Origin of the sequence: Kribbella sp. NPDC026596, assembly GCF_040638415.1 — a bacterium.
Taxonomy (GTDB): domain Bacteria; phylum Actinomycetota; class Actinomycetes; order Propionibacteriales; family Kribbellaceae; genus Kribbella.
In genome coordinates this window covers 51,546-71,318 of sequence record NZ_JBEZYF010000038.1, presented here as the reverse complement: position 1 = coordinate 71,318, position 19,773 = coordinate 51,546, and the positions used below count along the sequence as shown (strand labels likewise).

Annotated in this window: 16 protein-coding genes; 4 read left to right on the top strand and 12 right to left on the bottom strand. The window is 69.4% G+C overall.

What is annotated here, in order from left to right:
- Positions 1 to 4: 4 nt before the first annotated feature.
- Complete coding sequence (locus tag AB0E63_RS28065) at positions 5 to 1,372, bottom strand: hypothetical protein (protein WP_360372539.1); 1,368 nt, start codon at positions 1,370 to 1,372, stop codon at positions 5 to 7.
- On the bottom strand, positions 1,365 to 2,465 hold the full coding sequence (locus AB0E63_RS28060) for a site-specific integrase (protein ID WP_360372536.1): 1,101 nt from the start codon (positions 2,463 to 2,465) through the stop codon (positions 1,365 to 1,367). The genes AB0E63_RS28065 and AB0E63_RS28060 overlap by 8 nt, the downstream gene beginning before the upstream one ends.
- A 234-nt stretch (positions 2,466 to 2,699) precedes the next feature.
- Between AB0E63_RS28060 and AB0E63_RS28055 the strand changes: the two genes are divergently transcribed.
- From AB0E63_RS28055 to AB0E63_RS28040, 4 genes are all read left to right on the top strand, one after another.
- A complete protein-coding gene (locus AB0E63_RS28055) occupies positions 2,700 to 3,131 on the top strand; it encodes an SOS response-associated peptidase family protein (protein ID WP_360372581.1) in 432 nt (143 codons plus the stop codon).
- A gap of 37 nt (positions 3,132 to 3,168) precedes the next feature.
- Positions 3,169 to 3,801, top strand: a complete 633-nt coding sequence (locus AB0E63_RS28050; protein ID WP_360372533.1) for a hypothetical protein — start codon at positions 3,169 to 3,171, stop codon at positions 3,799 to 3,801.
- A gap of 249 nt (positions 3,802 to 4,050) precedes the next feature.
- Positions 4,051 to 4,557 (top strand): hypothetical protein, encoded by a 507-nt coding sequence (locus AB0E63_RS28045; RefSeq protein WP_360372530.1) that lies wholly within the window; start codon positions 4,051 to 4,053, stop codon positions 4,555 to 4,557.
- A gap of 800 nt (positions 4,558 to 5,357) precedes the next feature.
- Positions 5,358 to 5,684 (top strand): hypothetical protein, encoded by a 327-nt coding sequence (locus tag AB0E63_RS28040; RefSeq protein WP_360372527.1) that lies wholly within the window; start codon positions 5,358 to 5,360, stop codon positions 5,682 to 5,684.
- 103 nt (positions 5,685 to 5,787) lie between these two features.
- On the opposite strand, the gene AB0E63_RS28035 is transcribed toward AB0E63_RS28040, so the two are convergent.
- From AB0E63_RS28035 to AB0E63_RS27990, 10 genes are all read right to left on the bottom strand, one after another.
- Positions 5,788 to 6,720, bottom strand: coding sequence for a bifunctional DNA primase/polymerase (locus AB0E63_RS28035; RefSeq protein WP_360372524.1), 933 nt, complete (start codon positions 6,718 to 6,720; stop codon positions 5,788 to 5,790).
- Entirely contained in the window at positions 6,717 to 7,001 is a 285-nt protein-coding gene (locus AB0E63_RS28030; RefSeq protein ID WP_360372521.1) for a DUF3970 family protein, read from the bottom strand. Before AB0E63_RS28030 ends, AB0E63_RS28035 begins: the two co-directional genes overlap by 4 nt.
- Before the next feature lie 85 nt (positions 7,002 to 7,086).
- Positions 7,087 to 8,751, bottom strand: coding sequence for a DNA cytosine methyltransferase (locus tag AB0E63_RS28025; protein WP_360372519.1), 1,665 nt, complete (start codon positions 8,749 to 8,751; stop codon positions 7,087 to 7,089).
- Positions 8,752 to 9,111: 360 nt separating this feature from the next.
- Positions 9,112 to 13,812 (bottom strand): MobF family relaxase, encoded by a 4,701-nt coding sequence (gene mobF, locus AB0E63_RS28020; RefSeq protein ID WP_360372516.1) that lies wholly within the window; start codon positions 13,810 to 13,812, stop codon positions 9,112 to 9,114.
- Positions 13,813 to 14,086: 274 nt separating this feature from the next.
- On the bottom strand, positions 14,087 to 15,577 hold the full coding sequence (locus tag AB0E63_RS28015; protein ID WP_360372513.1) for a DUF2637 domain-containing protein: 1,491 nt from the start codon (positions 15,575 to 15,577) through the stop codon (positions 14,087 to 14,089).
- Positions 15,574 to 16,344, bottom strand: a complete 771-nt coding sequence (locus AB0E63_RS28010) for a hypothetical protein (RefSeq protein WP_360372510.1) — start codon at positions 16,342 to 16,344, stop codon at positions 15,574 to 15,576. Before AB0E63_RS28010 ends, AB0E63_RS28015 begins: the two co-directional genes overlap by 4 nt.
- Entirely contained in the window at positions 16,344 to 16,550 is a 207-nt protein-coding gene (locus AB0E63_RS28005; protein ID WP_360372507.1) for a hypothetical protein, read from the bottom strand. Before AB0E63_RS28005 ends, AB0E63_RS28010 begins: the two co-directional genes overlap by 1 nt.
- A complete protein-coding gene (locus AB0E63_RS28000) occupies positions 16,547 to 18,799 on the bottom strand; it encodes a type IV secretory system conjugative DNA transfer family protein (RefSeq protein WP_360372504.1) in 2,253 nt (750 codons plus the stop codon). Before AB0E63_RS28000 ends, AB0E63_RS28005 begins: the two co-directional genes overlap by 4 nt.
- Complete coding sequence (locus AB0E63_RS27995) at positions 18,799 to 19,314, bottom strand: Pycsar system effector family protein (RefSeq protein WP_360372501.1); 516 nt, start codon at positions 19,312 to 19,314, stop codon at positions 18,799 to 18,801. Before AB0E63_RS27995 ends, AB0E63_RS28000 begins: the two co-directional genes overlap by 1 nt.
- Positions 19,311 to 19,724 carry a hypothetical protein gene (locus AB0E63_RS27990; RefSeq protein WP_360372498.1) on the bottom strand — a complete coding sequence of 138 codons (414 nt, stop codon included), beginning with the start codon at positions 19,722 to 19,724 and terminating at the stop codon, positions 19,311 to 19,313. Before AB0E63_RS27990 ends, AB0E63_RS27995 begins: the two co-directional genes overlap by 4 nt.
- Between the last annotated feature and the right edge of the window lie 49 nt (positions 19,725 to 19,773).

The window sequence follows — 19,773 nt, the reverse complement described above, 5'->3', positions numbered from 1 at the left end:
GAACTCAACGCCGGCCGCGATCTCTTGACTCGCTGCGAGGATGTCGCGGAGACGGGTGTGCTGCTGCTCGACATGTGCCACGAGGGTGGGAAGCCATGGCTGGCGTTCCCTGATCCGGTCGGCGGTCCGCTCGCTCACCCGCCGTTTGAGCACGGCTGCGACGTCCGGTGCCGGGCCGGACCGGACATGGGACCGCCCACTGTGCCCAGCGATCTGGTTCCTCGATCGCCCAGCTCTGCAGGTCGAGGTAGAAGGCGCGGACGGTCGCCAGGATTGAGTCGGGCCGAAGCCGCGTGCGTCCATCAGTGCGGACCCGCAGCCCGGCAACCCACTGCTCATAGGTGTGGCTCGGCAACCGCAGGTCCTTCTGGCCGGGATCGATCAACTCGATCTGCTTCCAGAATTGGCCGACCAGGCGCAGCGACAATGCCGACCAACTGCTGTAGTCGCACTCCGCCCGTCGCCGCTCCAGGTACTCGATGAGCACCTGCCGGATCTCGGCACACGAAATGTGGTGTCGGTCGACCAGTTCGGTCGGGGTTCGCTGACCGCCGTTCAGGTAGGCGGCCTTGAGCGAGTGCGGCGCACCCGGCGCGAAGTGCCCCATCCGGTGCAGCACGTCCCACGCCGCGCCGCCGGCGAGCCGGTTGGCGGTGCCGACGACGCCAGGGGTCACCCGGAGCCGTCGGGACTCGACCCCGTAATGCAGTAGCGCTTCCGGGGTTAGGTCCCGCAACCCGATGCCCTGGCTGAGCAACGCGTAGGTGACATCGAGCGCCGCGGCTGTCCGCACGGTGGCGCTGCGGCCAGACCTGGCCTCCTCGTCGAAGAACCGATCGAGGAACGGATCGCCCTCGACCATCCTGAACGTCTCGGCCAGCCCCAGAATCCGGTTCGAGCGCAGCGCAGTTAACGCGGGCTGAAAGGCCCGGACACACAGCAGTGCCCGCAGCCCTCGGGTCACCGCCTCCCGATGACCTGCCCGTCCGACCGGCGGTCCGGCGATGTCGGCCACCCGTTGGCCGGGTGTGTTCAGTCCGCTGGCATCCCACCGCTCCTGCCACGTCGGGCCGGGAAAGCCGGCCAGGTGGGTCAGCAGCACCCGCGCCCCGCGCCTGTGCGGTCCGGCAACCCTGCCGCCGCCCCATGCCCGGGTGACCACGTCGGTCAGCTCCTCGATCGACAGCTCGGAGAGATCGCCGAACCGTCCAGGCGGCTCCGACGGAGATCGTGCCGGCGCCGGGCAGATCCCCGATCGCTGCAGCCGCGCATCCGACTGGTCGGCGGCGACCGGACCGCTGGATCCGATCTCCACCTGACCGCCCGCTCGCAGGGCATCGACGCGATTAACCGGCTCGGGTGGCCTAGCCACCGAACACGACCCTGACATCATCGGGGTCGTAGCCGGCAGCCAACCTGCGCGGCGGCTGCGGTGTCGCGTAGTGCTCCTGCAGCTTGTCGAACAGATCCTCGACCCGGACCGCTGTATAGATCCCGGTTGTGTTGATGTCGGCGTGACGCAGGATTGCGCGGACTTCGTTCAGTGTCATGCCCGGGTCGTTCGCCAGCCGGGTTGCCGCGGTGTGTCGCAGATCGTGCAGCGTCCAATTCGTGCCGCGCCGCTCGTTCGCCCGTTGCAGGACGCGCCGCATCGCCCAGTACGACAGCTGCCTCGGCTCGCCACGCCGGGTCCGCCACAGCGGCTCACCATCGCCCGGGACACCCGCCTCGGCCAGGTACAGCGCCAGATATCGCAGGCTCTCCGGTGACACCGGGACCGCCTGCCTGAGCCGCGTGCCCTTGGACACCACGTGAATCAGCTGCCCACCCCAATCGACGTCGTCCAAACTGATCCCGAGCAGCTCAGACGCCCTGGCGCCGCTGGACACGTACATCGACAACAGCGCACGGTCACGATCGCAGCCCATCGAAGCGAACAACTCGTCCCACAGCCGATCCGGAATTGCCCGCGGCAACTGCTTCGGCACCCGCTGGCGCAGCCGCGACCGGCGCACAGCCGGCAACGGCTCGAGCGGGCTGCGGTGCGACAGCTTCACGCGCTGCTCATGAGACATCGGCACCGGGTTGAGCACCGGACCGAGGCCGAGATGGGCATGGAAGTCGTAGAACCGGTACACCACGGTCAGCGCATGGTTGATGGTGCGCGGCGCGTAACCACCCGCCAGCGCCCGCTTGCCAGTCCTCGGATTGACCGTCCCCGCACTGCCCGCATCCGCCCGGCGAACCCGTTGAGGATTCCGCGCCGATTTCATCCACCCAGCCAGGACCGCGACCTCCGCCGACGTCGCGCGATCCCACTCGACCCCCAAGAACCACAACAGCCGGAACCAGCGCAAAAGATCGAAGCCATAGCTGCGGCACGTCAACGGACTCACATCGCCGAGCGCCAGATCCCTCAGATACTGAACTGCGGCCTCGATCTCGCCGCCATCAGCGCCAAGCACGACGAACGGAGGAAACTGCCCCTCAACGGCGACTACCTCACCAACCCGCGGCAAATCGATCCGACCATGCAACAGCTCCCACCGAAGCTCATCCAACGAACCAAGACCTCCACAACACCAGGCGCCGACCTGCCAGAGAATAGAGACTTGGTGCAGTCAACTCGGATGATCAACGCCCGCGCCGAGACCGTCCACGAGAAGCCGGCGTTCCGGCGAGCGTTCAAGTGACGGCGGCTGCTGATCCCAGTGGACGGGTTCTACGAGTGGTTCCCGACACAGCAGCTCGGCAAGTCCGGCAAGCCGCTGAAGCAGCCCTTCTACATCCATCCCGCCAACCCCGACGACCTGCTGGCGCTCGCCGGCCTGTACGAGTTCTGGCGCGACCCCGAAAAGCCCGACGATGACCCGGACAGGTGGCTCATGTCTTTCACCATCATCACCACGACGGCCACCGACGACGTCGGCCGGGTCCACGACCGGATGCCGATGGCCGTCACCCCGGACAACTGGGAGCAGTGGCTCGACCCGCGCATGGACGACATCGACACCGTCCAAGGCCTCGTGGCGCCGCCGACCGGCCTTGAAATCTATGCCGTGTCGACCGCCGTCAACGACGTCCGCCGCAACAACGGGCCGCACCTGCTCGACCCGGTCCCCGCGTCGTGACCCTCACCGCCCGCCCCCGGAGGCCAGACTTGGTGCCGTGAACGGCGACAACGAGGCTGGCGAGCCGCCAGTCGACCCCCTGCTCGGGCAACCGAGGATGGTCGACGACCCTCGGATCTCCTTGAGCCAGGGGGCGGAGGTGCTGGGCAAGACACTCGCGCAGGTCCGTCGATACGTGGCTCAAGGTCGCCTGCCACGCCACGGGCCGGCGAACAACTTCTGGCCACTGCTGCTGTCCGAAGTCGAGGCCCTCCGCGCCAAGGGCGAACCCATCTCCCTCAAAGACGCCGCCCGCAAACTATCCCGATCCCTGGCGGCCACCAAGGAACTCGTCGCCGATGGGCACCTGCCGCTCGTTCCCGGTACCAAGTCGCCGGTGTACCCGGCCGACGTCGCGGCCATCGCCGATACGCACAGTCGATGGTCGATCCGCCGGCCGTCCGGGCCGCCCGGCTACGTCGACTCCAAGCAAGCCGCGCAAATCCTTGGACTCACAGGGCCTTACGTGACCCAGCTCGCCGCTGAAGAGAAGCTGCCTGCGATCTTCCAGGACGGCCAATGGTGGTTCGACCCTGACCAGATCGAGCTCGTCCGCCGTGCCCGCCGAGCCCGCCGCCACCGGACCGTCCACCGCCGGCCCACCCAGCCTCGCGGCAGCACATCACTCTGAACACCCGCCGCGGACCGGTCCGGGTCGGCGACCAGCCCCGCGACTTGCTATCGGCTCAACGGCCTCGGCGAAGGGCATCCAGTCCGACAACAGCGAGTCGGTGGGCAATCGCGCTGCGAGATGGAAAGCTAGCTAGCTGTGTCTTCGCGACAACCCCGGCCGAACATCGAACCCGCCGATGGACAGGACTGGATCTCCGGCGCGGAGGCCGCCCGGATCCTCGGAGTCAGCCGCCGCACTGTGTTCCGCATGGTCGAGCGTGGCGAACTCGACACCCGCGGGCGGTGCGTTCGTCCCAACTTCCACCGCGCGGCGATCGAGACCGCCCGGCACCGAGGACCAGCCATCTCGCTCGCAGCCGCAGCAAGCATTTTGGGCCGGTCGAGAAGCTTCGTCCAGGACCTCATCGCCACCGGTGAACCCACATCGTTCTCGAACCCGAAATGGCCCGTCTTCCGGCTCGAGGTCGAGGGCTACGCCCAGGCTCACCCACCGCCTCCGGCGGACTCTCCGCCCGCTGACCGGCTCGGGCAGCTGAACACCAGAGGTGCTGGCGAAGTGCTGGGGCTGGGAGTCGACCGCGTCAAACAGCTGGCCCGCGCAGGTCTTATCCCTTCAGATCCAGACGAACGCGGCCACTATTGGTTCCGGGGCGATCATCTCGCGTCCTACATGCGAGCCAAGGCGGCAGCAGCTGCCGCGGAGTACTTCAGCGCATTGCCAAGGACAGGCCAGGGCAGCCGAAACGACGACTAACAATAGCGGCTGTTGCTCTAGGCAAGCTTCTGCTCCGGCCGGACACATGACGCGTAGCGGGACGTACGGAGTGCCACTACCTCGGGTGTTGTCGACGTGCCAGCTGCCGCCTCGCGAGGCTGGCCGGGGCATTCGAGCGAAGGGCGCAGGGTTGTTGGCCAGGTCGGGTCCGTGGGCGCCGATCGACAGAATCTGATCAGTTGCGGATCCGGCGGGTTATCGCCTGTGGCCCGGGGGCACTGGGTTGGTGGAGAGGGCGACGACGGGGTCGAGGTTGCCATCGCCTCGCACGGCTGGAGGGAAGCCGGGGGCGCACCGGCCCCGTCGTCGGACTATCGGTGCCCCACGAGTCTGGGCAACCGCCAAGCCGGCCACCCGTTTCTCCCCGCGCAAGACAACCCCACCACGAAGACCGCCCCAACGTCTGGCGCTCCCCAGCGCCGGCCCCGGACACCAATCCCCTGCCGAGATTGATGTCAGATCTCCGGCCTACGTTGCCACCTCCACTGTGTCAAGAGGCCGGCCACCGTTGCCCTCGACGTATCCGTCGTCTGGAGCCGCCTGGCACGCCCCGCCCGCTTCTGCCTGGACCACGAGGTACCGGCCAGGGTGGAAACTGTCGGCGGGCGGTGAGATCGTGTTGTGGTATGGAGCTGACTGCCCGAGATTTCGAGCGCATCCGTCGCGAGAACCTGCGCGTGCGGGTAAGCGAGTTCGCTCGGCTCTGGTTGACAGCTGAGCGGCGCGGGGACGCGCTGACCGCGGCAGGCGAGAAAGACCCGTACCTACATGGTGTTCAGATGACGTGTCGCTGGTTGGCGGGCATGATCACCAGGGCCGAGGGTCCGGACGGTCCTGTCGCCCTTCGGGTGATCGCACCGATCACCGGACGGCGGGACAAGGCCTACGAGGAGCTTATCGCGGAGGAGTTGGACGCCGCGGTCTCAGCAATGTCGTCGCAGTCGATCGCGTCACCGGACTTTGTGGCCGGCGTCTGTGCCACGCTGTCGTGGACGTGGCAGCACTCAGGCCGACCGCCGATCGAGGTGGAACAACCAGACGTGCGGCGTACCGCGGAGGCCTCGCACGGGCGCCATGCGGCGGGAGGCGACTCGCTTCCCCGCTGATACCGGCTCCATCGCCTGCGGTCAGTTGCGGAAAGGGGCCTCGTGAAGCCGTCGAACGGCTTGACGAGGCCCCCTCTCACGCTCCACCTCCGGGCTGTGGATCTCAAGCGGATCGGCGCCGCGGGTGGCGTGTGCCCGCGGTCAGGCCCGAGGTGATGGTGCGCTCGGCTTCGGTACGGGACAGGCCGATCCGGGTGGCGGCTGAGATGAGTTCGTCGCGTGCGGTGGCTGTCTCGAGCAGGTGTGCGCCGACGAGTTGGCCGAGGGCGAAGGCTGCGCGGTTGAGGGTGTCGTTGCGCTGTCCCGGTACGGCGGCCAGGACGTTGTCGATTTCGCCGCTGAGCGCGGCGGCGGTGTAGGCGTCGGTGTCCTTCAAGTCGGCTACCGGCCGCGTCGTGTGACCGGGTGGGTGTGGAGTGTTCAGGGCGTTGATGATCCAGGTGGGCAGGGGTTGCGGTGACAGTCGAGCATCGGCAGCGGTGACGGTGTAGCGGCCGGCCGCGGTGATCGAGGAGGCGCCGACGACGTAGCCGCCGTGCCCGCGGGTGTCGATCTTCCATCCGATCCGTCCGGCGCTGTTGCCGAGCGGTCGGCCGGCGGGCTGGCGGTAGTACAGGTGTCGGCCTCCTGAGGGCGTGGTGACGGCGTACGTCGGCGCCGTCGTGTGCTCCCCCTCGCGGTGGGATGTCTGGTCCCTGGCCACGAGGGCGAGTACTTCGGCGCCGTTGCTTGCTCCGCGGGTTCGCCAGGGCTCGGGTGGTTCGTCGGCGGTGTTCTTGGGCTGATCGAGGTCCACGACGACGAGCCCTGACGGTCCGGTCCCGACGCCGATGTTGTAGGGCGCCTTTCGCCATGTCTGCACGATGGCCAGGTGGTCGGTGGTTGCCGCGGCTTCCCAGTCCTCGACGGCCGGCACTTTTCGTCCGGGTGCCAGCGGGAAGACTGCATATCCCTGATCGGCGTGCCAGTGCGCGGCCCGGCTCAACGCCTGGCGCTTCAGCTCGGCGACAGCGCGGGACATCGGTGCGTTGCTCACGGTTCAACCTCTCGCCGGGTTGGGTAGATGCGCTCGCTGCGCACTCGTTGCCTCGGGCGCTCATCGGCGCGGCGGTTCTCTCGCTCAGAATTCGCCTGGTCACCCGGCTCGGTTCTCGGGTGTTCGGAGGCCTCGCGTAGTTCGAGGTAGACACGGACACCGAAGGAACCGCGGTTGGGGTAGGCGCGGTCGCTGCCGGCGACCTCGTAGTGGTTGCGAAGGTGCTCCACGAGTCGGGTGATCTCGTCGGGCGCTCCGGACATCCGGACCTTGATCGTCACTGCTGTTCTCCTTACGTAGTTGACGTTTGCCGGCGGATCGTCCTGCGCACCTCGGCCCACGCGCGGTGCGGGCCGGGGTGAGACATCAGGCGGCCTCCTCGCGGTGGAGGACGGCGCGCAGCCGGGTGCCGATCCATTCGGCGACGGCGGGGGTGACGGCGTTGCCGTACCCGTCGACCTGGTCGCGGGCGGATCCCCAGACGATGTAGGTGCCTTTGTGGTCGCCGAAGGTGACGTCGAATCCGCAGCCGCGGCCGATCTCGTGGGCGGCCATCATGCGGAAGTAGCAGTCGTCGAGCGTGAGTTCGGCCAGGGCCGCGCGCCATTCGGCGGTCAGGACTGCGGTGGTGTCGCGGGAGGTGAGGGTTCCGAGCGGGTCCGTTACCGGGTGTGCGGCGGTCTCTGTGCCGGTCGGTCCGTTCTGCTTGTACCAACCGGAGAACAGCGGTCCGGGGATCTGCTCGGCCGTGACGGTCAGCATCGCCTCGGCGTGGACCGTCGGGGTGGTGTTCTTCCGGAACGGGACAACGCCGGTAGACAGCAGCGCCATGGTCTCCGAACCGCCTTGCGTCGGCAGTGGGTCGCCGGCGCCGCGGGGTGCGCCCTGGAAGTTGTCCACGGCGATCCGTAGCTGTCCGGTGGACAGGATGGCGGTTTCTTGCTGGCTGGTCTGGGTGGACATCGGCTGCCACGGGTGGCGCTCGACGCCGCGCATCGACTCGGCAGGCATGAGCACGGCGGGGAACTCGGCGAACCGTCGCCGGCAGCGCTCGGCGCGGGCCATCGTCGCCGGGGCCATGGGCGACATGACGTCCTCACCAGTCACCTGGTCCTTGAACGTCTTCAGTGGCTTGTCGCCGATGCGTTGCCCGAGGTTGCTCAAGTCGAGCGCGGCCAGCGACGGCGTGAACGACGGGACGACGACCCGGCGGCAGAACGGGCAGCGGTAGGCGTACTGCTTGCCGTAGCAGACGGTCCCGGTCGGCGGGATCCCCGTCTTCCACGTCTGCCTCGACTCGACGACGGTGGAGCAGCTTCCGCACCACGCCGGCGGCCGGTGCTCCAGGTCGGGTGTGGGCAGTTCCTTCTTCCAGAACACCCAGTAGCCGCGGTCGCGGGACTGCCCGACACCGAAGAACATCGAGTTCAGGAACAGGACTTTGTAGCGGTAGCCCAGGTTCTCGAACTGCTTGAGCCACCAGCGGTAGGTGGACCCGTCGCCGACTTTCCGTTTGCCGGGCACCAGGTTCCCCCAGGACTGCAACTGGGTGGTGCACTCGACGAGGATGAGCCGCGGGTGATGGACGGCGGCGTAGTGCAGGACGCAGTTCGCTGTGGCCCTGTCGCGCTCCGAGCGGGTGACACGGTCCTCGTAGTCGGGGTCGTCCATGTCGAACAACGTCAGGCCCTGCGCGTACGCCTTCATCGTGTTCGCCGGCGAGTGATTAACGCAGCTGACGCCGGCAGTGAGAATGTCCCCCGGTGGCAGGTCCCGCACGTCGTGGTAGTCGGCTGAGTCCGGGTTCGCGAGGTCAGCGATCCAGTGCCCGGCGGTCGGGTGATTCGCTTCGTGGACCTCGACCTTGTACTTGTTGTGGTTGGCCGCCATGATCACGTCGAATCCGGCCCGCTCGATGCCTTGGGTGAGACCACCGAAGCCGGAGAAGCACTCAACAGCAATGAGGGTGTCGTGACGGTAGTGGCGGCGAACCTGCGCGGGGCGGTGTGTGGCGACGCGGGAGCTGCTCATCGCTTGCCTCCCTTACGGGAACGGGGATTGCGGATCGTGTAGACGCCGGGGCAGCAGTACGGCGAGCCGCACGGGATTTTCGCGCTGCACCAGAGCTGGCACGCGGTGCTGGATACGTTCTTGATTCGCCGGGTCCTCATTCGTCCTCGCCTCCCGCTGGTGGGCTTGTGTTGCGGCAGCCCCGTTCTTTGGGGCCTGCCGGCTACTGCCGCACAGCGGGCCTGGCCGGAGGGGGCCTGGTCCGCTAGCCGCCCACCAATCCCAGCCACAGAAGGGCTTTCGCCCGGCCGAAGGCCGGGGCCGCTCTCCCGCCCGCCAGGGGCGGGAGAGCCTGCACATTCGGTGACCTCGGTTCCCCGGTTAGTCGTCGTAGCCACCGAGCTGCATGACTGGTCCGCGATCGTCTGCACCGCGATCAGCCGCGGTCGCGGCTGCGGTGTCGGCTTGTGCGGATCGGGCGTCGTCGGTGTGCCACCGGGCGAGTTCCTCGGCTCGTGCTTCGGCCTCGTCGTCGGCGTGGCGTTCTTCGGCTGCGCGGCGGTGCTGGATCTCGATCAGCGCCCGTTGTGCACGCCGTACCGCCTCGGCGGTCTCGTCGGCGGACGGGACCCGCGGCGCGTCGGCTTCGGCCACCGGCGCCTCGCCCGCGGCGACCTCGCGGATGTCAGCTGGCGCTTGGATCTCACGCACAGCGTTGTCATCCGCAGCACTGGCCACCGTCTCGGCCGCCGCGCTGGTCTCGGCGCGGGTCTGTTGTGTGTTGTCGTCGGCAACGGTCTCGGCGCCGGGGGTCGCGTTGGCAGCCTCGGGCTGGTCCGCGTCGTATGAACTGGCCAGCAGGTCGTTAACCGGTTCGGCCTCGACGAGCTCGTCACCCGCGATGGCTTCGACGGTGTCGGTCTCGCGACGGCGCACGATGTCGTCCAGTTCGTGCTCGTCGGTGACCGAGCGGTGCTCGTCACGGCGTGCTTTTTCGGCGCGCTCGTCGCTGGCGATGCTGTCCACCCACTCCTCCGGTGTCGGACCGTCGTCGGAGTTGTCGAGTCCGCGATGTTCCATCTCGGCCTCGGCTCGCTGAGCGTTGGCACGGGTCTCGGCCGTGTGCGCCCACCAGAGGGCGCGGGCGTCGTCGGCGATCTGGAGGTCGGCGGCCCGTGCGTCGAGCGCCTGAGCCAGTGCTTTCGCCTGCTCGGCCTCGGCCCGCAGTCGCTCGCGGGCGGCCTCGTCGCTGCTGGCGTCGGCTTCGGCGGCGCGCAGGGTCGCTGTCCGCCGTTCACGTTCCGCGGCCTGCCGGGTCCCGGCCAGTTCCTGTCCGACGTACGGCGGCGCCCACGCCTCCTCGCGCTTCAGCGCACGCACTCGCATGCGGAGCTGGCCGTTGGACATCTCGGCCTCGGCCCGATCGGCCTCGGGCCGACCGAGCGCACGCCACGCGGCCCGCCAGGACGCGTACTGCTCGACCTGGCCGGGCTTCGGCGGCTTGCCGAGCGCATCGTCCTCGGCCTCGTGGCCGACTACTTCGCGGTGCGCGGCCACGATCCCGGCCCGGCGGACCCATTCGCTCCGTTCGGGACCGTCGGCGGGCAACTGCTTCAACGCTTCACGCGCCCATTGCGGCTGCTGCTCGGCGACTTGCTCTCCGAGCTGGTCGGCACGCTGGTCGGCCTCGCGTGCGAGTAGCTCGAGATACGAGCCCCAGCCGCTGCCGTCCTCGACGTGCGGGAGCCGATCGGTGAACGTGTCCCCGATCGGGTCGAGGTCGCCGGTGGCCTTCTTGATTCGGTCCTGGACGACGTGGCTGATCTTGCGGGCGTCGACCAAGGAGCGCTGCTGGATCGCGTCGGTGAGCACCTGGCGGGGGTCGTGCCGTGCTAGTTCGACTTGGCGCAGGAGGTTGTCGAGGGTTCCGGCGCCGTCTTCGACCGCGAGGGCTGTGCGCTCATCGGTGGTGAGGATTCCGCTGCTTGCGAGTGTGTCTAGCCATGCTGCGGTGCGGCCTGCGGTGGCCAGGGCGATCCCGTCGGCGAGCAATTCCGCCGGCGTCCGTAGCCGGTTGGCTTCGGCGGCGGACTCTGCCGCGGCCTGTAACGCCGACAGCTGCGGGTCGTCCAGGTCGAACGCGCCGCGCAGCACCGACAGCGGCGACCGTTTCGCCGCTGTCGTGGTCTCGCCGTACTCGGCTTCCTTGGCGAGCGACTGAGTAACGACGTGCGCGGTGTTCGCTGCGCGTCCGCGGGACATCGCGACATAGAGCGCGTACACCGATGTGTTCTGGGTGGCCACGAGGTGACTGGTGTCAACGGTGAGGCCCTGTGCGGAGTGGACGGTGGTGGCGTACCCGAGCGCGACCCAGTCGTGCACGTAGCTGGCGGGCAGCACCATCGTTTCGCCGGGCACTGGTTGGCGGGTGCCGCGGATCAGCGGCGCGACCCGTAGGCCGCCGTCGTCCAGGACGTCGACCACTGTGAACTCGTCGCGGTTGAATGCGGCGCGCTTGTTGCCACGGTAGCCGTCGAGGTGCCAGGCGTTGAGCCGGGTCTGGATCAGGTCGCCCCGGCCGACGCGGTTACCAGTAGAGGCCAGCCACGCGGTGCGCTCGTCGTCCACCTGGCCGTACTCGACCAGCCGGGCGCGCAGCTGCGCGGACAGTTCGGCGGCTTGGGCGTTGGTGTCCACGATCAGCAGCGTGTGCTGGCCGCTGAGGTGGTCGGCCAACCACGCATCGGCCGCTGACCGTTGTGCCGCCTCATAGTGGCCGCCGTCCAGGATGCGTCCTTGGCGGTGGTAGTCCTCTAGGACCGACTCGTCGCCTTCGCGCAGTCGCAGCGATGCGGGGCCTTCCCACTGGGCGGTGAAGCGGCGGGTCTCGGTGAGTCCGTGGGTGAGCGCGTTCGCGGTCACCAGCTCCATGCCGCCGCCGGCGCCGATGGCGGCGAGCTGGCGGTGGTCTCCGACCAGCAGCAGTTTCGCTCCCGCGTCTGCGCAGCAGTTGTGAATGTCGGCCAGGTCGCTGGTGTTGGCCATGGCCGACTCGTCCACGACCACGAGGTCACCTGCGCGCAGTGCCCAGGCCTGCTCCATTGGCGAGGCGGCGCCTTCGGCGATGCGCTGCTGGGCCGTCAGCCACCGGGTGATGTTGCTGGCGGTGACGCCGTCAGCGGCCAGAACCTCGGTGGCGACCTGCGACGCCGCCAGCCCGATCATTCGGCGCCGCTCACCAGCCCACAGCGTGGGGTCCGCCCATGCTTTCGCGAGGGCGCCGACGACCCGAGATTTCCCGGTGCCGGCCGGGCCGATCAGGGTCTCGACCCTCGCGCCCGAGCCGAGGATGCCGCGGACCGCGGCGGCCTGGTCCGGGCCGAGCGCCAGCCCGGCCGCGGCCAGCCGCTTCACGAACGCGTCGGTCTCGGCGGCCGACATCGTTGCGGCGCCACGGGCATAGCCCGACCGGGCGAGCTGCCGTTCGGCCTTGATGTGGTCCGGGGTCACGTAGCGCTCCGCGCCCGGCGCGGAGTACGCCGACGACCCGTCGGCCCGGCGCAGCTCGGCGGGCAGCTCGCCGGTATCTGCGGTCGTTTGCCCGAGGTGGCGGCTGTCGACCTGCTGGGCCAGCGCGACGCCGCGCTCGGTGAGCTTGTCGAGCAGCCGGGTCACCTTGGCCGGTTTCATGGTGCCGAGGTTGTCCGGGAGTGCGTCACTGATCGCACGGGTCAGGTCGGCCGCGCGCCAGGTGGCGTGTTTGGCCTGCACGTCGGCCAGCGCCGTCTCGAGCACCTTGACCTGGTTGATGCGGCCCGGCAACCACTGGCGTTGCCGCAACGCGAGCACGTCATGAGCGACCTTGCCGAGTCCCCCGCGGACCTCGGCGCGCAACTGCTTGTCCCAGCGCTCCAGGCGCTGCTCGACGGTCTCACCGTCGTGGGACTTGGCCTTGCGCGTGGCCAGCGACGCCTGCTGCTGGAGGTAGGCCATCTCCAGGTTGTTCGGCGTGCGCGCGTGCTTGGTCTCGAACGCGGCCACCAGCGTCGCGGTCTTCTTCGTGATCGCCTTGCGGCGGGAGCTGAAAAGGTCCATGACCGCCCGGTCGATGCCTGCGATCTCGCGGGCCTTGCCGTCCGGGCGGGTGATGAACTGCACGCCGAGTGCCTTGCTCAGGTGCTGTTCCATGACCCGCTCACCGACCGCGCCGGCCGCGGGCTTGTAGCGGTGCAGGGCCTGGCCGTCGATGGTCCGCCACTTGCCGTCCGGTCCCTGCACGCGGTTGAGGATCGCGTTGTGGATGTGCAGCTGGGGGTCGTGCTCGCGGGAGTCGTGCTGGAAGAACGACGCGACCGTCCACCCTTGGGTGTCGGCCCAGCGGCCGGTCACTCCCCCGAAGTGACCGACGCGGGTGTAGCCGGCCTTGTCCTGCAAGTAGTTGAGCGCGGCCTGGTTCCCCGCCCAGATCGCGTCCTCGACGGCCTGGCGGTGCTTGCTCCACTGCTCGCCTTCCCGCTCTGCGGTGCGCACCGCCGCCCGGTGCACCGCCGCGGCGTTGCGGCTACCGGTGCGCTCCGCGTCGGCCAGTGCACCGCGCGCCTGCTCTGCTGCGGTGCGGGCCTGCACCTCTTGGGCCTCGAAGGCGGTGTGGAGCACCGTCACCGACTTCTGCGGACTGAACGTCGCGTCGTGGAACGACACGTTCTTGCGCACCGCTTTGCCTGCCAGTGCACGCAGCTCGGCACGGCGCTCCGGCGACGCACCGGGCTCCTTGGCCAGAGAGTCGGCGTACACCTGCTCCTCGGTCTTGTACGCCCGGCCGGTGTGGCCGAGAGTGGTGGCCTCGTCCCACCGGGCCGGGTCACGGAACGCCTCGGAGCGCGGGTCGATGAACCGCTCGTACAGCGCGGCCATGTCCTGCGCGTCGACCTCACCCGACAGGCCAAGCGCCTCCGCGCCCTTGCCGAACCAGCGGCCCGGCGGCTCACCGGCCGCCACAGCGCCGGTGTAGTAGTTCTCCCGGCCCGTCGCCACGGCGCCGGTCAAATAGTCGGCCCGGTGGCCGCTGCGCACGCTCAGCACGAGACACCTCCGACCCCGGCGACGGCCGCCGGCGCACCTGCCGTGCCGGCCGCGGCGCCGCCACGGACCGCCAAAGGCGGCAAGCCGATAGGACGACGCGAAGCGGAGTCGAGGCTCCACTTGATCGTGATGCATGGGTGTGATCTGAGTTCTTTGATCCTGCTGCTGCCTACTGGCTGCTGCTGAATCGTCAGGTCGATCGTCGGCTGCGTCATGGTTGCTGCGAGTCGGTTGCTGTGCTGATTCCTGGTCGCTGACTTCGTGTTGTGGTTGCTCATCGGCTGCTGCTCGATTCGAGTTCGCGGCTGGAGTTGTCGTCGTCGGAGTTGTTGTCGGGTTCGTTTTCGCCGGTCTCGTTGACGAGTTGGAGTTGTCCACGGACCTGTGGAGCAGGTGAGGACGCGGTGGCGGTCTCTGTGGCGGCGGGCTCGGCCCATCCCGCCAGTTCCTGGAGGCGCTTGGCGCGGCCAAAGCCGACCGGCCGTCCGAAGGCTTCTTCGGTGGCGCGGCGGATTTCGCGCTGGCCGAGGGGCGCACCGCCGTGCTCTGCTGCGTGGCGCACCACTGCGTCGAGTAGCTCGGCGTCCGACGGTGCATCTGTCTTGCGCGGTGCGGTGTCGGGGGCCTCTGTGGGCTGGTCGGTGCGGTGCGGTGCGTGCACCGGTGCGGGTGCACCGTTCGGGGCGTCGTCGTGAACCAGTGCAGCCGGTGCAGTCGGTGCGGTGCGGGCCGGGTGGTGCACCGGTGCAGCAGCCGTTGCAGTCGCCGATGCGGCGCAGAGTGCACCGATCAGGTAGGCCAACAGCCACACCGGTGCACCCGACTGCTCGACCCGCGCGGTCCTGCCGGGAACCTCAGCGGCGGTGCTCTCATCCGGTGTGCTTGGGCCGGTCAGACCAAGCGCGGCCGAATCGACCAGCGCGAGCAACTCGCCCGGCGTCAGCCGTCCGCCGGCCGGAAGCAGACCGGCCAGTTCGCTGGCCGTCAGCAGCCCGTCGCGAATCGTCTGCAGTGCGGCCGTACGGGCGGCCCGCGCGGCGTCGAATCGCCACAAGCGGTGGCTCGGGCACAGGGTCGCCAGCCGGGACGCCATACGGACAACCTGCTGGACCAGTGCTCTGGCGCCGGCCGGGTCGTCACCTCCGGTCCGGGACAGGTGCAGCCAGACGCGGGTCGTGATCACCGGCGAGGTGATCCAGGTCAGCGCCGACAGCCGCGGCTTAGCGGGCTGCGCGAGCCGCAGGTGCAGCCGCAGCAGGTGTGCCAGCATCTCGACCAGTACGGCGTAGGCCAGCGGCGCCAGGGCGTGTGCGACCGCGTCCGCGATCCCGTGGGCGGTGTCGACGTTGAGCCACACGGTGCCGCCGATGAACACGTACGTCGTCACGAGCGCGCCGGGAATCCGCCAGCCGCGGGTCAAAGCCGCCAGGCGGAGTGCGGTGCAGGCGATGATCATGCCGTCGACAACCAACGGCACCAGTGGGCTGTCGAACTTGGCCGAGACCGCGCCGAATGAGCGGGCGCCACCGACGCCAGCGACTCCGAGCGCCGCGAGGATCGCCACCGTGATCAGCACCCGCCGGGTCGTCAGCCGCCCGGCCTCGATCGCGGCAGCGACGGTGCGGACCGCGCGCCGAGCTCCCCAGATCGAGCCGGTGAGGACTGCGGCGAGAAGCAGTAGTCCGGTGCCGCCCGCGGCAATCATCGGCCAGGTAACAGTGCCTGCGTCGAACACGTCAGGCAGGTTGAAAGATCGGGTGGTCATCGCTGGCCTCCAGCGGTGTTCGGTACGGCGGTCAAGCCGCGGTCGCCGCGGCGGCCGGCCGTGATCTGGTCCGGGGTTGGAGCCGGGCCGTTGTGGTCGCGAGCTGCGGCCCACCAGGTCACGAACGGGTCGGCGTCGGCCGCCAGCGGAACAGTGATCGCGCGCTGCCCGGCAGGGTCGCGGTGGGCGAGCACGTCACACGCCGGCGCGTACTCGCCGATCCGGCGGCTGACACCGGGCCGCTGTCGGTCGTGCCAGTCACCGACGAGCTTGTTCGACGCCTCCTCTCCCTCGTAGGCGGCAGTCCAGGCGTCCATCAGCCACAGCAGTTCCTCGACGATCTCGGGGTGCCAAAGCCAGCACGGCGGCAGCGTCTCCCGCGCGGTCGCGTATCGCAGATAAGTCGATTCCATCCACGGCAGCAGTTCGCTCAGCACGGTCTGCACTGCGGCCTCGTCCTGCTCAGGCAAGCGGAGCCACGACCGCATCGGCTCCGCATCGGGGCCGGCGTCGGCGCCTGTCCCCTGGCCGCGGGCGGTGCTGGGCTTGGCCGCGAGCCGGGTCAGCAGATCCTCGAACGAGGCGACCGTGTTGCCGAGCGAGGCAACGGTGTCGTTCAGCCGTGCGACGGCGGTCTTGGAAGCGGTCTGCTTCAGACCCGCCTTCATCGCTGATACGTCCCGGGTCAGGGCCTCGACCGAGCGGGCGAGCCCGGCCACCGCGGCGAGCGCGGCGGTGCCGGGGTCCTTCTCGTCGTCGTACTGCATCAGTCATCTCCCTGGAACAGCTCGTCCATGTAGTCGTCCAGCCAGTCGCAGAACTCGTCAGCGTCGATCGCGACCAGCCCGGTCGGGCTGCCGTGCTCGTCATAGGCAGGCACAGCGCTCAGGCCGCGTCCCTCGACCTCGGCGCAGCCGTAGTAGGCGCGCAGTTCCGCGGCCGGTGATCCGTTGGTTGCCGTTGGCCACTTCATCGACGGACCTGCCGATCCACCGGCCGCTGACTGCGGCCGGCGAGCCCAGCGCGGGCCTTGCGCATCGCGCCGGCCAAGCGGAGTCGGGCGACCAGCTCGCGAGCGGGGTCGTTCACCTCAAGCCACGTCAGCGCGGCATCGAGCAGGGCGACGGCGCGGCGGGCAACAGGCCCGGTGACGCGGCGACGGGTCGTGCTTGCGGTGTCGACTGTCGCGAGGAGCTGGCCGCGCAGCCAGGCGGCATCGGTGAGCAACCGGGCACCGGCCCAGTTCTCGAGTGCCGCCACCTGGCGACTGGCCCACCGGACGCTGCGACGGTTGCCGAACCGCTCCATACGCAGGTCTCGCCGGTTCCATGCCATACGGACGCGGCCGATCGCGGGCGGCATGCCGCGGGTGATGATCAGTGCCTGCCCGGCGCGCAGCTGGGCGACCTGGCCCGGGGTGAGGACCGGGACGCGGCGGTCGCTGATCGAGATCCCGCCGGTGGTGCGGTCGCGGGTCGCGACCTGCTCCAGCCGTTCCCCGCACAGCGTGGACCAGAACTGCAGATCGTCATCGTCGCTGGTGCCGGCCAGTACGACCTTGGTCGTGACGTTGGTCAGCAGCGCACCGGTCGCGGCCTCACCGAACCTGTCGCGCAGCTGCGCGCGGGACTGCGCGGAGATGTGCAGCGTGATCCCGCGGGACCCGAAGTCACCGGTCCAGCGGTCCAGGGGGATCAGGCAGATCAGAGCGGCCTCGTCCAGCACCATCGTCAGCTGCGGGTCCAACCGGCGGCCCGGCGTCTTCACCGCCAGCGTCTTGGCCTGGCGGGCGATCTGCGCGGTCAGCGCTGTCACGAGCGGCGCGGTCTTCTTGTCCTCCGCGCCGAGCAGGTACACGGTGCCGGTCTCGGCCAGCAGCCGCTCCACGTCGAACGGCACCCCGCCAGGTGCAGCCGCAGCCGCGGCGGTCGGCACCGACAGCCACGACAGCGCGGGCATGATCGTGGTGGAGATGCTGGAGCGGGTGCGGTCGTTGTTGGTGAAGAACTGCGTGGCCTGCTGCTCGAACCCGGTCGCGTTGGCCACCCGGAGCTCCCACAGCACGTCGGACTGCGCGGCGTCGTCGGGGTGCGCGATCCAGCGCTGCACGTCGGCCATCGTGTAGCCGCCGAGGGCTGCGGCGTGCAGCAGCGCCGTGAGCGCCTGCCTAGCGAGGTTCAGCCAGTGCTCGGCGTCGTCACTCTTGGCGCCGACCCCGTCGAGCAGGTCCGACGCGCGGTCCATCACCACGCCCGGGTCGGTGCACCCGGTGAGCGGGTCGAAGGTGATCGTGGATCCGTCGTCGGTGAGGCCGTCGGGGTCGAACACCCACACCGGACCGCGCTTGGCCCGCTGGCTGCGGGTGATGTCGAGGATGTCGGTCTTCGTGCTGGTGGCGATCACCGCGCCCGGCGCGTCCAGCAGGTGGTTCATCATCAGGCCGGTCTTGCCCGCGCGCGGCCCGGCCACGGTCAGCGTGTGGTCCTCCGCGCTCGAGCGGACCTTGACCCAGCCGACCGTCGCGACCGTCGCGCCGATCTCGGTGAGCGGCACGAACCGCCGCTTCCACGCCGGCACCTCGGCCAGCGACGGCCGGACGATCTTCGCCTTCTTGCGCAGCATCCGCGCCGACGACACCCGCCGCACATCCCACCCCGACGCCAACCCATCCGTCACACGCCCAGCGCGACCCAGACGGCGCAGCAGCCCACGCGAACTGGACCGCGACCGCAGCGTGAACCCCGCCGTGGCGACCACCACCACCCCAGCGGCCAGCAACAGCTGCCACCACCGCTGCGACACGTGCACGGTCGACGGCAGGGTCCGCAGCACGAAGGCGGCGTAGCCGAGCCACAGCGCGACCGCGAGACCGGCGCCAACTGGTCGATTCACCGCCACCACCGCCAGCGTCACCAGCAGCAGGACACCGCCGCCGATCATCCACCCGGCCACGCCAGCCGGTGCTCCCAGCCGCAGCCCGATCGCCCCGGCCAGCAGAACCCACAACGGGGCCGCGATCAGCGCGCCGTGCATCAATCGCCAAAACAACAGGCCTGCCGTGAACAGCCCGACCGCGCCGGTCACGGCGACCCAGAACCCCAGCTCGGTCAGCGCCCGGGTCTTGTCCCACGCGACCGCGGCCACGCCCGCGGCCAGCAGCGCCACCATGGCGAGCGTGAACTGCGGAACCATCACGCCCTCGGTCCGGGTCGGCCGCCGCATCATCGCGCACCACCGATCAACACACCAGCCACCGCGAACACCGCACCCACAACCGCCGCAGCGAACGACACCCGCAACCACTGGTGCTTCGCCCACGCGATATTAGCCAGCCGCTTGGCCTGATGGGCCACCGCCACCAGCGGGTCGGCCACCTTGTCCCGGATCATTTGCGGGTCGATATGGCGCTCGAGCAACTGCTCAACCGAGCGACGACGCACCGCACCGAAGTACAAGAACTCCCCCGGCACCAACGCGTCAGCCGGTCGGTACAACCGCGGCACCACCACCAGCAGCGCCGAACCCAACGCCACCGCCAACGCCACCAGCGCCACACCGAACGCCGCGCGCGACACCAGCGGCGCGCCGTGCGACTGCGACACCAGGGTCAGCACGACCGCGGCGAGCGCCGTCTCGACGGTCGCCGCGAAACCGGCCTTCGTATCCGCCTTGTCGATCGCCGCAGCGGCCGCATCGTGCATCCGCCACGCCAAATCCATCCGCGTGCGCTCGCTCATTGCGCACCGCCCGCGGACTCGACAACCTCTGTGGACTCGTGAGGCTGCACGTTGTCTGCATAGGACATATGAGCCCGGTACGCCGCGTCGTACTCACGAGTGGTCGCCAACGCGTACACGCGCACCGGACCGAACATCCGCTCCGCCTGGTAATGCCCGCCGCCCGCACGGAACCCCGCCGGCGCTCCGAGCGCTGCCGCAATTCGATCGACCTCGGCCGCCTCGGCAGCGAAGTCCACGCCCCCGGGAAACATCCCTCCGGTCAGGTACGGCAACGGCATCTCGGGGTGATCCGCCACCCACGCCGCCAGTTCGAACAACCCACGGATCATCGCCGCGCGCTCCGCCGTCACCTCCAACATCCCGAACCGCGGCACCCACTCCATGCCGCCCTCTACTGCGTCAGTCATGCTGTAGACCTCTCGAACTCGTACGTGAGTGATGGGAGAACCGGCCCTG

Coding starts and splice junctions, on each gene's coding strand:
- AB0E63_RS28025 (WP_360372519.1), bottom strand. CDS start 8,751: ATGAGCAGCTCCCGCGTCGCCACACACCGCCCCGCGCAGGTTCGCCGC.
- AB0E63_RS28010 (WP_360372510.1), bottom strand. CDS start 16,344: ATGCAGTACGACGACGAGAAGGACCCCGGCACCGCCGCGCTCGCCGCG.
- AB0E63_RS28040 (WP_360372527.1), top strand. CDS start 5,358: ATGACGTGTCGCTGGTTGGCGGGCATGATCACCAGGGCCGAGGGTCCG.
- AB0E63_RS28005 (WP_360372507.1), bottom strand. CDS start 16,550: ATGAAGTGGCCAACGGCAACCAACGGATCACCGGCCGCGGAACTGCGC.
- AB0E63_RS28045 (WP_360372530.1), top strand. CDS start 4,051: ATGGTCGAGCGTGGCGAACTCGACACCCGCGGGCGGTGCGTTCGTCCC.
- AB0E63_RS27995 (WP_360372501.1), bottom strand. CDS start 19,314: ATGAGCGAGCGCACGCGGATGGATTTGGCGTGGCGGATGCACGATGCG.
- AB0E63_RS28000 (WP_360372504.1), bottom strand. CDS start 18,799: ATGCGGCGGCCGACCCGGACCGAGGGCGTGATGGTTCCGCAGTTCACG.
- AB0E63_RS27990 (WP_360372498.1), bottom strand. CDS start 19,724: ATGACTGACGCAGTAGAGGGCGGCATGGAGTGGGTGCCGCGGTTCGGG.
- AB0E63_RS28015 (WP_360372513.1), bottom strand. CDS start 15,577: ATGACCACCCGATCTTTCAACCTGCCTGACGTGTTCGACGCAGGCACT.